We start from the raw sequence: 13,154 nt of genomic DNA, 5'->3' as shown, positions 1-13,154 counted from the left end.
GACAAAACCAAGATTTTTAGTTCAGTCTGTAATGCTGCGAAAAAGCACTGACCGAAGCCAGCTGGCAGGCTGGTGATGCGATGATATGTATGAGATGCGATACACTTGCAGATCCTGAGAAGTCTGTAACTGGTAAACCTATGAACTGCTGGAGCCTGGAAACGAGAGTTTTTGGGTTGTGGTCCGGAGTATGCATTCGGGCAGGTTATTATTCCCTTCCTGCATATGCAGGAGTAACGATTCGGGGTATCGAGGATAAATAGAATCGAGCGAGCACTGTTTAATAATCAAATTGGCTATAGAGGTTATGCGGCAGAGCTTTCCTTATGGGAAAGAAACTCTGCCGTATTCCTGTGGAGCCAATATAGCGCTATGGATGCTTTACAAATAAAAATAATAGATTGGAGAGAGGACAAATGACAATCCGCAGAGGAGATATTTTATGGGCAGATCTCGGTATGTTTCCTACAACATCTGTTCAGGGTGGTGTAAGACCGGTGATCGTAGTGAGCAATAATAAAGCCAATACATACAGTTCAGTCATAACGGTAGTTCCGCTGACATCAAGAATATATAAGAAACGGTATTTGCCAACACATGTATTTATCAGTAAATATGATATGACGGGAATCCGAAAAGGAAGCCTGGCACTGGCTGAACAGGTTATGAGCATTTCTACGAAATGTATTATTGAGAAATGCGGAAGAGTGAACAAGTGGAGCCTGGATCGGGTACTGAAAGCAGTACAGATTCAGATGGGAATGGAAGAGAAGACTACATAGCTGTTACGAATATTTATTTTCGATAATGGTAACTATAGGAAAAGGAGGCGATGTCTATGACAGCAGTTGAAAGATTAGAAGCATTGAAAACGGTTGATATCAAAGAGATTGACCGAGATAGTTTGCCAAAGTACAAGGATTTGATTTCAGAGCTGGATAGCCGGAAAAGCAATAAGATGGAAGTGCTGCTTAATCACTCTGATAACCCGTATGTATATGAAGATATGGGCTATGTTGTAAAAAGTGTTTTTAATGCAGCGGCTTCCCTTTCCTATATAGACTGTACAAAACAGCTTGTAGCAAAGAAAGCTGGATTGGCATAAGGGCATAAAGAAATAACTGGAACAACAAAATTTCATATTCACACAGAAGACGAAGTGTGCTATAATGCTAACAGGACTAAATTTGAATAGAGCACTTCTATTTAAGGGTTCTGTTTTGGCAGAATCTTTGGATAGGAGTGTTTTTTATGCAAAAAAATATCTGGATAGCAGCCAAGTACCTTCGTCTCAGTATTGAGGACGGAGATAAGGCTGAAAGTGAATCTATTGTAAATCAGTCAATTTTGATTGATAGCTATATGAAATCGACGTCTGATATTACTATTGTTGAGACATTTAAAGATGATGGTTTTTCAGGTACAGATTTTAATCGACCTGGTTTTCAGGCAATGCTCAAAGCAATTGAAAATAAGGAAATCAACTGTATCATTGTAAAAGACTTGTCTCGATTCGGTAGAGAGCATATAGATGTAGATCGGTATATTCAAAAAGTGTTCCCACAACTGGGGGTACGCTTTATAGCAATCAACGATAATTATGATTCTGAAACAGCAAATATTACAGATACACATCTTGTGTTACCGGTAAAATCATTTGTCAATGACACGTATTGCAGACAGAATTCTCAAAAAGTAAGGAGCCACTTGAGTGCAAAAAGAAATATTGGAGAATATGTGGGAAATTATGTGTCATATGGGTATAGAAAATGTAATACTGATAAAAGTCAGATAGAAATTGATCCGGGTGCTGCAAAGTATGTAAGAGATATTTTTAACTGGAAGATGGAGGGCATGAGCAATCAACTGATTGCAGATAAACTGAATGAACTGGGAGTTCTTGCACCGGCTGATTACAAACGTGCGACCGGAGTAAACTTCAAATCGTCATTTCAGACACATCTGACATCCAGGTGGTCAGCAGTAGCAATTATCCGTATTTTAAAGAATCCAATCTACTACGGAGTGCTTCAACAGGGGAAATCCCAAAGAATTAACTATAAAGTTAAGGTACAGAGGGCATTGCCAAAGGAAGAATGGGTAATTTTTGAAAATCATCATGAAGGTATCGTTACAAAAGAAGAATATGAAACAGTTCAGATGTTACTTGCAAAGGATACCAGGATAGCACCCGGAGAAAACAGACTTTACTTGTTTGGTGGGTTATTATCCTGTGGAGACTGTGGAAGTAACCTGATCCGCCGAACTAACAGTTATAAAGGAGAAAAGACAGTTTTTTATATCTGTTCTTCTTACAATAAAAAGAAGGATCAATGCTCCAGGCATAGCATCAGAGAAGATGTGCTGATTCAGCTGGTGATGGATTCTTTGAAGATGTACAGTAAGATGACGGATGCCATACGAAGTGCAGTAGAGTATTTGAAAGAGAACTCTTTGGATACACAGACATTGATACAGCATGATGACCTGATACTTGAGTTGCGAAACAAAGTCAATAAATATTATAAGTTGTTACATTCATTATCAGGAAATCTTGCATCAGGAGTTATTTCCAAGGATGATTATACTTTACTTAGAGAGCAGTATCAGACAGAAATTAAAAGTCTGGAAAGCAATATTGAAAAGCAGGAAGAGTATATGGAAGATCTCCTTGAAAATAAACTGCTGTGCGAAGAATGGGTGAACACATTTCTTGAGAAACCGTCGCTGGGAGATCTTGACAGGGATATGCTTCTTCAGTATGTGGAAAAAATAAATGTATTTGAAGGGAAAAAAATAGAAATTGTTTACCGATTCCAAGACGAGCTGGTAACAGCTGCAAGACTGGCAGAACAGATTGGAAAAACAAAACAGGAGGTGGCTGTATAATGGCAAGAACAAGAAATCGCCAGATGAAACAGGCTGAAGCAATCGTACAGGCATCACCGCAGAAAATCTGGAAAGCCGGTATTTATACCAGAATATCAGTAGATATCAACGGTGAGAAGAGAGAATCGCTGGAGACACAGAAACTAATCGCTCTTTCTTACGCAGAATCTCATCCGGATATTGAAGTTGTAAAGTTTTATAAGGATGACGGTATATCAGGTACAAAATTTGATCGAGATGATTTTGTGAGAATGCTTGGTGACATCAAATCAAAAGAAATAAATACGGTCATAGTAAAGGATTTATCACGATTTGGTCGAGATTTGGAAGAAGTATCAAAATACCTGGAAAAAATATTTCCATTTATGCAGGTGCGCTTTATATCAGTCAATGATAATTATGACAGTATCAGTCCAGAATGCGACAATCAGATGCTGGGAATCATGATATCAAATCTTGCAAATGATATGTATGCAAAAGATGCATCAGTAAAGATGACAAGTGCTATGAAAATTAAGATGGAGTCAGGTGAATATTGTGGTGGAGATGCTCCTTATGGGTATAAGAGAGCTAGAGATGAAAAAGGAAGATCTACTACTGTTCCCGATCTTTTAACTGCACCGTATGTAGTAGAAATATTTGAAAAACTTGCTGCAGGGCAGTCATATTTGAAAATTTCGAGAGAGTTTAATACGATGTTGCTGGCTTCGCCAAGGGTATACGCAAGAACTGGGAAGTTATTCTTGGATAGAATTGACGAAACAGATATGCATTGGCAATCATCTGTAATTAAACAGATTGCGGAAAATAGGCACTATTTGGGAAATACGTATTCACATAAAACAAGAACCTCACTTCTTACAAAAGAAAAAAATGTAATGTTGGATAAAGAAGAATGGATTGAACATGTGAATACCCATAAGGCTATAGTGAGTGCTGAATTATTTGAAAAAGTACAAAATGTAATCAAATTAAAGCAGGAGAAAGCATTGCCCAAAAAAGATCTGTCGAATATGCAGACTCATGGAAAACAAGATAATAAGTATGTTGGATTGATATACTGTGGTGACTGTGGTGCTAATATGGTTCGGAGATATTATTACAGCGAAAAGAATGGTGTTTTGTATTACAATTATTATTTCATTTGTGGTAATTATGCAAAAATTTCCAAGGAAAAATATAACTGCAATCGCTGGAAAGAAGAAGTAATTGATGAACTGGTGTATCGGGCACTCATCATGCAGCTAAAAACAGTATGTGAATTGAAAACGCAACTGAAGCGCTTTAATGATGAATATTTTGAGACATTCAAAAAATATTTGAACAGGGAACAGAGTAAGATTGTTCAGGTCAATAAAAGGAACGAAGCAAGACGATTTGAATTATATGAGCAATATGTTTCGGGAGAGATTGATACGGATGCATATAATCGTATGACAGAAAGAATAACTGTGATCGAAAAAGATCTGGTTACAAGACAGAAAGAAATTGAGAAGAGTAGAAAAATTACAGAGAAATTGTGTAAAAAGAACTTCTCGTGGCTTGCTGAATTCAGTAAAGGAAAGAATTTGGAATTCCTTACAAAAGATGTTGTCCGCTCTTATATAAAGAAAATCTCTTTATATGAAGATAAACGTATAGAAATCGAATTTAAATTTCAAGATGAAATACAGGCGTTATCAGAAATTTTAGAGGAGGGGGTGATCAGATGTCAGATGGTAAGTGCATAGTAAAGTATTTAAGATTATCTCTGGAAGATGAGGATATGCTGGATGAATCCAATAGTATTACCAATCAGAGAATTGTGATTGGGCAATACATAGCCAGTAAACAGGAGTTCAAAAATGCGGAAGTGTTAGAATTCAAAGATGATGGCTATAGTGGAACAAATTTCGAACGCCCAGGATTCCAAAGTATGATGGAATTAGTAAGGGACGGACAAGTCAGCACAATTATAGTGAAAGATCTCTCACGATTCGGCAGGAATCATATAGAGGTTGACACATATCTGGAGCAGATTTTTCCATTTCTGAATGTGAGATTTATAGCAATCAATGATAATGTTGATAGTATGAAATATGAATCTGGTATGCCGGGAATAGATGTTGGTTTCAGAAATATTATTAACGAACATCATAGCATTGATACTTCCGTTAAAGTAAAAAAGACTTTGTTACAGCGTCAGAAAGCAGGAAAGTATATGGGTGCCAGAGCACCATATGGATACTTGAAGCCTGATGAAGATGTGACGAGTCTCGTGATTAATCCGGAAACGGCACCTGTTGTGAGGATGATATTTCAGAAATATCTTGAGGGAATGAATATCACTCAGCTGGCACGTTATCTGAATGAGCAGAAAATTATGAGTCCGGGTCAATATAAAAGAGAAGTTCTGAAAACTGGTGTAAAGAAAACAACAGAAAAATATATCTGGTATCCGGTAACTGTAAGACTGATACTGATGACAGAAACGTATACGGGAACTACGATTGGCGGTAAATGGAAAGTTGCTTCAGTAGGAAGTAATAAGCATTTGAAAACAAAAGAAGAAGACTGGATTGTGGTTGAGGGTACGCATGAAGCGATTGTTTCTAAAGAGGTGTTTGATGCTGTACAGGAAAAGTTGGAATTAAATTCCAGAAAGAGGAGCAAAACCCACAATAATAATTATCCGCTGAAAGGATTGGTAAAATGTGGGGGATGCGGTCAGAATCTACAGCATGTAACCAGATGCAATCCGCACTTTAAGTGCCCAAGGAAATTTAATGCGGCAAATCAAGATTGTGTAACAGACAATTTATATGATGACGAGTTCAATGAGATGATTTTCAGGGCAATTAAGCTGTTTGCAAAGATCAGTGATGATGCTGAACCGGTACTCGAATTACAGAAAGCAGAATTAAAATCAAAAGTGAATGGAGCTGCAAAAAAGATTCGGGATGCCAAAGACAGTATTAGCAGATACAAGCACCAGAAGACTGAACTATATATGCGATATGCAATGGAAGAAATCTCAGAAGAAGAGTTCACCAGAAAAAATGACAAGCTGGATAAACAAATTGAGAAAGAAACCTTAGCGATAGCGCAAATGGAGACAGAACAGAGTGAAGCGGCTGAACGTTTATTTGAACTTCCGCCCGATGGCAGACAGTGCCTGACAGACTTGATCGAAGGAAATAAGCAATTAACCAGAGAGATAGCAGTAACTTTTATTCGTGGTATCAAGGTATATAATGATAAGCGAATAGAAATTGAATGGAATTTTGCTGATGAGCTGGTGAAGTATGTAGAGCAGGTGCAGAAAATCTGCAGTTGAAGTGATGATGGACAAATTACAAAAATTTTGTGTCATTAGCTTGACACAAGGGGGACGGCATGCGGATAATTCCATTGATCTCCAGGAATTTATGATCATGCCGGTCGGAGCAGTCTGCTTTGAAGAAGGACTTCAGATGTGTGCCGAGATCTATAAGATGCTTCGGGCAATTCTGGAAAAGTACGATTATCCGACCGCAGTCGGGGATGAAGGTGGATTTGCACCCAATCTGCCGGATGCGAAAGAAGCACTACACATGATCATGCGTGCGATTGAAAAGGCAGGTTATAAACCGAAAGAGCAGATTGTGATCGCACTGGATGCTGCGGCGAGTGAGCTGTATGATAAAGAGAGAAAAGAGTATGTATTTCCGGGAGAGGCGAAGATGCACGGACATCGTGTGGCGCGATCGACGGAAGAGATGATTGATTACTATGAGGAGCTTGCAGGAGAATTTCCAATTATTTCTATTGAAGATCCGCTTGATGAAGAAGACTGGGAAGGTTGGGAGCTTCTGACGACGAGACTGGGACTGGATATGCAGCTTGTCGGGGATGACCTGTTTGTGACGAATGTGAAACGGCTGAACGCCGGCATTTTAAAGGAGATCGCTAATGCAATTTTGATCAAGGTGAATCAGATCGGGACTCTGACGGAAGCCATCGATGCGATCCAGATGGCGCAGAAGGCTGGTTATCAGGCAATTGTATCCCACCGGTCAGGAGAGACAGAGGATCCGTTTATTGCAGACCTTGCGGTGGCATTTAACACGGGACAGATCAAAACCGGAGCACCGTGCAGATCAGAACGGATCGCGAAGTATAATCAGCTTTTGAGGATTGAGGAGAAGCTGGGAAATATTGCCAGATATGAGAATCCATTTGTACGATTTTTATAAGATTTCCGGAAAACCCAGCCTTCGGGCAGGAGGTATTGAAAATAAAAGCAGTGCATGATATTATGCAGAGTATAAGAATGGGAAAAGGGATCACTTTCTAAGCGAACAGGGAGTGACCTCTTTTCGTGAGGATATTAAAAGGAGAACTGGAAAATGATCAGAAAAATAAAAGCAGAAGACAAAGAAATCTACATAAAAATGGCGCATGATTTTTACCGGATGCCAGCAGTGGATCATCCGGTTCCGGATTCTTATCTGGAAAAAACATTTGAAGAATGTCTGAAAAGTGATACCTATGCGGAACTGTTTATCCTGGAATGGGAAGGCAAGGTCGCAGGCTATGGACTGATCGCCAAGACCTTTTCGCAGGAAGCAGGCGGGATGGTGTACTGGCTGGAAGAACTCTATATATTAGAAGAGTATCGTTCCAAAGGACTTGGAAGTGAGTATTTCAGATATATGGAAGAGCACAAAGAAGAGGGTGTGACAAGATTCCGTCTGGAAGTGGAAAAAGAGAATGAAAGAGCCTGGAAGCTGTATAAGAGACAGGGCTATGACTGGCTGGAGTATGATCAGATGATAAAAGAATTTTGCTAGAAAAATGTCAGAAAAAAGAAGAAGAAGTACTTGAAATGACTTTCTTTAAAAAAATGTAAAAAAATGCTTGCATTTCCGTAAAGATTTGCTATAATAAATTTGTTCGCTGTTGAGAACCAGAGCGAACAAGCAGATGATGCGGATTGGTGTAATGGCAGCACAGCAGACTCTGACTCTGTTAGTAGAGGTTCGAGTCCTCTATCCGTAGTTCCTTAATTGAATAAGGATTTAACCGGACAGTTAGTTGTCCGGTACGGTTATCGGAGTGTGGCTCAGTTTGGTAGAGCGCTACGTTCGGGACGTAGAGGTCGCAGGTTCAAATCCTGTCACTCCGATTTGGTTTTCTGAAAATTTATAATGTTTTGTTCATTTCGATGGACAGAGATTAACAGATGATTGATGCGGATTGGTGTAATGGCAGCACAGCAGACTCTGACTCTGTTAGTAGAGGTTCGAGTCCTCTATCCGTAGTTTTTAATTGAATAAGAATTTAAGTTGGATATTCCGTTTGGAATATCCAATATATTTATTATCGGAGTGTGGCTCAGTTTGGTAGAGCGCTACGTTCGGGACGTAGAGGTCGCAGGTTCAAATCCTGTCACTCCGATTTTTGTATGTCTGAAGATAAGAATCTCTTTTGATACAGATGTGGATTGAAGAATCCGGCTGTGTCAGAAGAGATTTTTTATTCTTTCGTAACATTGTACGAAAAGGTGATGGAATCACAGGATGAGTTGTGATAAAATCGGGATAGAACTGCTTTTGGGGAAAAGAATATGATTCTGACGGGCAGAGGAAAAAGATTGGAAAGAAGGAAAAGATGATGGAAAAATTTTCAGAGATGAAATATGTACGTCCAGATGGGGAAGCGTATATTCAGACCATCCAGAAAGAAACAAAGAACTTTAACGAGGCTGCAGATTTTGAAGGCGCGCATCAGGCGTTTGTCGCAATCCTGAATGCAAACAGCCACTTTAATACGACACGCGTCATGGCAAGTATCCGCAACAGCCAGGATACCAATGATGAATTCTATCGAAAAGAGATGGAATATATTTTCGAGATCGAGCCACAGATTGATGTAGAAATGAAAAAATTCTATGAAAGTTATCTGAAGTCTTCTTACAGAACAGAGCTTGAAAAAGAGTTCGGAGAAGTTTATTCCAGACAGGCAGAGAACAAAGTCCGGCTTACCGATCCGTGTAATGCCGATCTGCAGATCCAGGAGAACAAACTGGTTCAGAAGTATTTCCAGGTTGCAGCGGCACCGGTTACAGATTTTCACGGAGAACAGCTTGGATTCTATGGTCTGTTAAAGATGATGGAGGATACCGACAGAAGCATCCGTAAAGAAGCTTTTGAAAAGTGGGCAGAGCTGTATAAATCGATTTCGGATGAACTGGATTCCCTTTATACGGAACTGATCGGAATCCGTCAGCAGATGGCAAAGAACCTTGGATTTAATGGATATGCCGAGATGATGTATCAGAAGATGGAAAGATTTGAATATACGCCGGAAGATGTAGCAATATTCCGTAAGCAGATCAGGGAGCATATCGTACCGCTTTGTCAGAAACTTTATGAGGAACAGAAAGAAAGACTCGGTATCGAAGAATTAAAATATTATGACGAAAGTCTTACCTATCCGGATGGAAATGCAGTTCCGGAGGGAACGGAAGAAGAACTTCTGGAAAAGGCGAGAACCATGTATCATGAACTTTCCAAAGAGACAGGAGAATTCTTTGATTTTATGATGGAATACTGTCTGTTTGATCTGGAAGGAAGGCAGGGAAAACAGCAGGGTGGCTACTGTGACTTTATGGAAGAATATAAGGCACCGTTCATTTTTGCAAACTTTAATGGAACCAATGCAGATGTCAATGTCCTTACCCATGAAGCAGGACATGCCTTTGAAGCATACACAGCGTCACGCAATATTCCGGTATTATCGCAGACATTCAGTACCGCAGAGATCAGTGAGATCCATTCAATGGCGATGGAATATTTCACACTGCCGTGGATGCATCTGTTCTTCGGAGAAAATGCAGAAAAACAGAAAAAAGCATACCTGTGGGATTCGCTGGAAGCAATGCCATACATGGCATGCGTAGATGAATTCCAGCACCGTGTATACGCTGAAAATCTGACCGATGCAATGGAAAGAAGAAAAGTATGGCACGAACTGGAAAAAATCTATCTCCCATGGAGAGATTATGATGGCAATGAATTCCTGGGACAGGGCGGATTCTGGATGCAGAAACAGCACCTATTCATGTGCCCGTTCTATTATATTGATTACGCCGTATCCCGTGTAGGAGCCCTCGAATACTACGGAAAAATGCAGGAAGACCTGGAAGGCGCATGGAAAGATTACTACGCCCTCTGTAGCCAGGGTGGAAGCAAAGGCTACCACGAACTCCTCAGAATCGGAAACTTAAGCGACCCATTCAAAGAAGGAACCATCTACAACGTTCTGAAAAAATTGAACCTGATTTAAGCGAAAGAAAACTGAAAAAACATGATATCGATTACATAATCTTATTGCATGTACTGGAGGGACAAGGTATAATTTGCTTATAAGAGTATGGGATCGAAGATTATTATCGATAACCTTGATGGACGAATTACGCAAAAGAACTGTTTCAAATTCTAATTTTGTGCAATGGAGATGAAACTCAAAAATCGTGGAAGCCTCTGCTGAACACGATTTTCGTCCTAAGAGGTTCATCGGAATGGTTTGCACAACTGAATTTGAAACAGTTCTTTTGTGTAATTCGTCTTCACAGCCTATAACTTCGCATCTAAGAGGATTATAAAGAGAGGAATCGAATATGGAAAAGATCTATGACGTAACCGCCTTAGGCGAACTGCTAATTGATTTTACAGAAAATGGAACAAGTGCACAGGGCAATCCGCTTCTGGAAGCCAATCCGGGAGGCGCACCATGCAACGTACTCGCCATGCTTGAAAAGCTTGGGAAAAAGACCGCATTTATCGGAAAAGTCGGAAAAGATATGTTCGGAGAACAGCTGAAAACTGCAGTCGAAGAAGTTGGAATTGATACACGGAATCTGGTAATGGATGAAGAAGTACATACCACACTTGCGTTCGTACATACTTATCCGGACGGTGACAGAGATTTCTCTTTCTACCGGAATCCGGGAGCAGATATGATGCTGAAAAAAGAAGAAGTGGACGAAGATCTGATCCGTGGGGCAAAGATTTTCCATTTCGGAACACTTTCCTCTACCCATGAAGGTGTGCGAGAAGCAACCAGATATGCGATCGATGTGGCAAAAGAAGCAGGATGTATCGTAAGCTTTGACCCGAACCTCCGCCCGCCACTCTGGAAATCACTGGATGAGGCGAAAGCCGAGATCGAATACGGACTTTCCAAATGTGACATCCTGAAAATTTCAGATAATGAAGTGGAATTTTTGTTCGGAACTACGGACTATGATGAGGGAGCAAGACTGATCCGTGAAAAATATCAGATTCCGCTGGTACTCATTACCCTTGGAAAAGACGGAAGCCGTGCATATTATAAAGATCTCCGGGTAGAAGTTCCGGGCTTTGTCCAGGAGCATACGATCGAGACGACCGGCGCCGGAGATACGTTCTGTGCCAATTCCCTGAATTATATTCTGGAGCATGGAATGGAAGAGCTGGCCGAAGAAAATTTAAAAGAGCTTCTCACATTTGCAAATGCGGCAGCATCCCTGATCACAACAAGAAAAGGGGCACTTCGGGTTATGCCGACCAGAGAAGAAATCAAGAACTTTATCCAGAATGTATAAAAAAGGAATCTGTTGTAAGACAGAAGAGAAGAACCTCTGCTTGACATCTTGTCCGGCAGAGGTTCTTATGTGTATGTTATAATATTTATTTTTTCTTATTCCAGACATGGATGCCTGCAAGGATTCCACCAATATACAGGATACTGATGAGTACCGTCGGATTCTCATGCAGACTGTATACTACAGCTACAATTGCAGCAAGGATCACTGTCAGCATAAAGGCATTCATAATCCGTTTTTCGCGGATGTTGCGTTCCTGCACCTGGAGCTCATGACGCTTTTCTTCAAGCTTCAGATACTCAAGAAGCTGGTCATCCGGAATTTTTTCCAGGATATATTTTTCACGCAGATAGTTCAGTTCCTTTGCTGTATGGAAAATGTGGTGGTGGAAACTTTTCTTTTCTCCGGTAAACGGATCTTTTTCGGAATCGTCAGAAGATTTGAAATCTTCCGATGAAAAATCCGTGTAAGTATTCTTTTTTTCCTCAGATGAAATGGTTTCTGCTTCAAGGGAATCTGGTTCCGGAGCTGGAGCTTCTTTGGGTGGTACATCAGTGGCTGTATGGATGTCTCCGGATTCGGAAACTGGTTCTGTAGAAAGCTTTGGATCAGAATCGGCAGATTCTGAGAAAGCTAAAATTTCAGACATATCTTAACCTCCTTCGATCATGAAAATGATCGATTTTCTTTTCTTATAGAATACCAGTTTCGTATAAAAATTTCAATCGACAGCGAGAAGGAAATGTCTGCTGAGGATTATAAGAAAATCTCATTTGGCTTTCGTCCAGATAACAGATTTTTCATTTTCAGAGATGCGGCAGCCAAAAAGACAGGGTTTAGCTTCCGGATACCTTTTGGACAGGCGGCGATACATCCCATACAACTGATACATTTGCTGCTATCGCCGGTTCGGATATTATTTTTATTGATTGCACCTGTTGGGCAGGCTTCGGCACATTTCCCACAGCCAGTGCAGGAAGCGTTTGCTTTTGGAACAACACTCAGGTTGCCAAGGCGTTTATACTCATGACTGCCAGGCACGAAATAATCAGTAGACAATTCTTTGTCAGAGGAAAGTTTTTCGAGTATTTCTTCTGCAAATTTCTTTAACTCTTTGCTATCTTCTTCGTCTGGTCGTCCACTGCCGAATTGGCGCATGATAGAATGTTCTGCAACAGCTGCAACGGAGGCGATAACATTGAAACCGCATAACTCGGCGGTATCTTTTAACTGGATCAGACCATCGTCATATGCGCGATTTCCATATACGGCAATAACTACACAATTTGCATGGTTCCCTTGTATCTCTTTCATCCTTTCAATGGCGATATCAGGAATAACGCCTTCGAATACAGGAGCTGCGATGACAGCAAGTGAATCAGAAGGGACTGCTACATCTGAAAAGCTGACATCGTGCCGGATAAGATTCACGGTATTTGTAATATTTCCCAGATAGCAGCTGATCAGGTCTGCAACTTTTTTGGTCCCTCCGGTAGGACTAAATGTAATTTCTACAACTGGATATGTTTTCATTTTTTCTCCTTTAGTGTAATTTTTGAATTTACAACAAGACTATCATTTCATAGATGTAATGTCAATATTTACACCTATAGAAAAATATGATAAGCTAAAATGAAATCAAAGGAGGAAGTCAGAG

Annotated in this window: 10 protein-coding genes, 4 tRNA genes and 1 pseudogene; 13 read left to right on the top strand and 2 right to left on the bottom strand. The window is 40.2% G+C overall.

The window, feature by feature from the left end; all coding sequences use genetic code 11:
• Positions 1 to 416 precede the first annotated feature (416 nt).
• The 13 genes and pseudogenes from NQ556_RS12615 to NQ556_RS12555 all read left to right on the top strand — a co-directional run bounded on the left by NQ556_RS12615 (position 417) and on the right by NQ556_RS12555 (position 11,497).
• Complete coding sequence (locus tag NQ556_RS12615; protein ID WP_008707680.1) at positions 417 to 782, top strand: type II toxin-antitoxin system PemK/MazF family toxin; 366 nt, start codon at positions 417 to 419, stop codon at positions 780 to 782.
• Positions 783 to 838: 56 nt separating this feature from the next.
• Positions 839 to 1,105, top strand: coding sequence for a DUF6870 family protein (locus tag NQ556_RS12610; protein ID WP_118142741.1), 267 nt, complete (start codon positions 839 to 841; stop codon positions 1,103 to 1,105).
• 146 nt (positions 1,106 to 1,251) lie between these two features.
• Complete coding sequence (locus NQ556_RS12605) at positions 1,252 to 2,889, top strand: recombinase family protein (RefSeq protein ID WP_204576056.1); 1,638 nt, start codon at positions 1,252 to 1,254, stop codon at positions 2,887 to 2,889.
• Positions 2,889 to 4,619 carry a recombinase family protein gene (locus tag NQ556_RS12600; protein ID WP_204576055.1) on the top strand — a complete coding sequence of 577 codons (1,731 nt, stop codon included), beginning with the start codon at positions 2,889 to 2,891 and terminating at the stop codon, positions 4,617 to 4,619. Before NQ556_RS12605 ends, NQ556_RS12600 begins: the two co-directional genes overlap by 1 nt.
• On the top strand, positions 4,598 to 6,205 hold the full coding sequence (locus NQ556_RS12595) for a recombinase family protein (RefSeq protein WP_204576053.1): 1,608 nt from the start codon (positions 4,598 to 4,600) through the stop codon (positions 6,203 to 6,205). The genes NQ556_RS12600 and NQ556_RS12595 overlap by 22 nt, the downstream gene beginning before the upstream one ends.
• A gap of 46 nt (positions 6,206 to 6,251) precedes the next feature.
• Positions 6,252 to 7,103, top strand: a pseudogene (eno, locus tag NQ556_RS12590) (phosphopyruvate hydratase); the annotation flags it as partial.
• A gap of 153 nt (positions 7,104 to 7,256) precedes the next feature.
• A complete protein-coding gene (locus tag NQ556_RS12585) occupies positions 7,257 to 7,700 on the top strand; it encodes a GNAT family N-acetyltransferase (RefSeq protein ID WP_022220811.1) in 444 nt (147 codons plus the stop codon).
• Between the two features lie 137 nt (positions 7,701 to 7,837).
• Positions 7,838 to 7,908: transfer RNA gene (locus NQ556_RS12580), tRNA-Gln, on the top strand.
• A 53-nt stretch (positions 7,909 to 7,961) separates the two neighbouring features.
• A tRNA-Pro gene (locus tag NQ556_RS12575) sits at positions 7,962 to 8,035 on the top strand.
• A 65-nt stretch (positions 8,036 to 8,100) separates the two neighbouring features.
• Positions 8,101 to 8,171: transfer RNA gene (locus tag NQ556_RS12570), tRNA-Gln, on the top strand.
• 62 nt (positions 8,172 to 8,233) lie between these two features.
• Positions 8,234 to 8,307: transfer RNA gene (locus tag NQ556_RS12565), tRNA-Pro, on the top strand.
• A gap of 213 nt (positions 8,308 to 8,520) precedes the next feature.
• Positions 8,521 to 10,197: a M3 family oligoendopeptidase gene (locus NQ556_RS12560; RefSeq protein ID WP_173690427.1), complete on the top strand. Its 1,677-nt coding sequence runs from the start codon at positions 8,521 to 8,523 to the stop codon at positions 10,195 to 10,197.
• A gap of 334 nt (positions 10,198 to 10,531) precedes the next feature.
• Positions 10,532 to 11,497 (top strand): carbohydrate kinase family protein, encoded by a 966-nt coding sequence (locus tag NQ556_RS12555; RefSeq protein ID WP_022220809.1) that lies wholly within the window; start codon positions 10,532 to 10,534, stop codon positions 11,495 to 11,497.
• A gap of 85 nt (positions 11,498 to 11,582) precedes the next feature.
• Here the strand turns inward: NQ556_RS12555 and NQ556_RS12550 are convergent, their stop codons facing one another.
• Both NQ556_RS12550 and NQ556_RS12545 read right to left on the bottom strand, forming a co-directional pair.
• A complete protein-coding gene (locus NQ556_RS12550; RefSeq protein ID WP_022220808.1) occupies positions 11,583 to 12,146 on the bottom strand; it encodes a hypothetical protein in 564 nt (187 codons plus the stop codon).
• 107 nt (positions 12,147 to 12,253) lie between these two features.
• Complete coding sequence (locus tag NQ556_RS12545) at positions 12,254 to 13,030, bottom strand: 4Fe-4S binding protein (protein ID WP_022220807.1); 777 nt, start codon at positions 13,028 to 13,030, stop codon at positions 12,254 to 12,256.
• Positions 13,031 to 13,154 lie beyond the last annotated feature (124 nt).

The sequence above is a fragment of the Coprococcus comes ATCC 27758 genome, assembly GCF_025149785.1.
GTDB lineage: Bacteria > Bacillota > Clostridia > Lachnospirales > Lachnospiraceae > Allocoprococcus > Allocoprococcus comes.
Note: the sequence above shows the minus strand (reverse complement) of the source record. Positions and strands in the feature narration are given on the sequence as shown.

What these genes read in the sequence shown, in the direction of transcription:
- NQ556_RS12615 (WP_008707680.1), top strand. Translation starts at nt 417, where the DNA reads ATGACAATCCGCAGAGGAGATATTTTATGGGCAGATCTCGGTATGTTT.
- NQ556_RS12610 (WP_118142741.1), top strand. Translation starts at nt 839, where the DNA reads ATGACAGCAGTTGAAAGATTAGAAGCATTGAAAACGGTTGATATCAAA.
- NQ556_RS12605 (WP_204576056.1), top strand. Translation starts at nt 1,252, where the DNA reads ATGCAAAAAAATATCTGGATAGCAGCCAAGTACCTTCGTCTCAGTATT.
- NQ556_RS12600 (WP_204576055.1), top strand. Translation starts at nt 2,889, where the DNA reads ATGGCAAGAACAAGAAATCGCCAGATGAAACAGGCTGAAGCAATCGTA.
- NQ556_RS12595 (WP_204576053.1), top strand. Translation starts at nt 4,598, where the DNA reads ATGTCAGATGGTAAGTGCATAGTAAAGTATTTAAGATTATCTCTGGAA.
- NQ556_RS12585 (WP_022220811.1), top strand. Translation starts at nt 7,257, where the DNA reads ATGATCAGAAAAATAAAAGCAGAAGACAAAGAAATCTACATAAAAATG.
- NQ556_RS12560 (WP_173690427.1), top strand. Translation starts at nt 8,521, where the DNA reads ATGATGGAAAAATTTTCAGAGATGAAATATGTACGTCCAGATGGGGAA.
- NQ556_RS12555 (WP_022220809.1), top strand. Translation starts at nt 10,532, where the DNA reads ATGGAAAAGATCTATGACGTAACCGCCTTAGGCGAACTGCTAATTGAT.
- NQ556_RS12550 (WP_022220808.1), bottom strand. Translation starts at nt 12,146, where the DNA reads ATGTCTGAAATTTTAGCTTTCTCAGAATCTGCCGATTCTGATCCAAAG.
- NQ556_RS12545 (WP_022220807.1), bottom strand. Translation starts at nt 13,030, where the DNA reads ATGAAAACATATCCAGTTGTAGAAATTACATTTAGTCCTACCGGAGGG.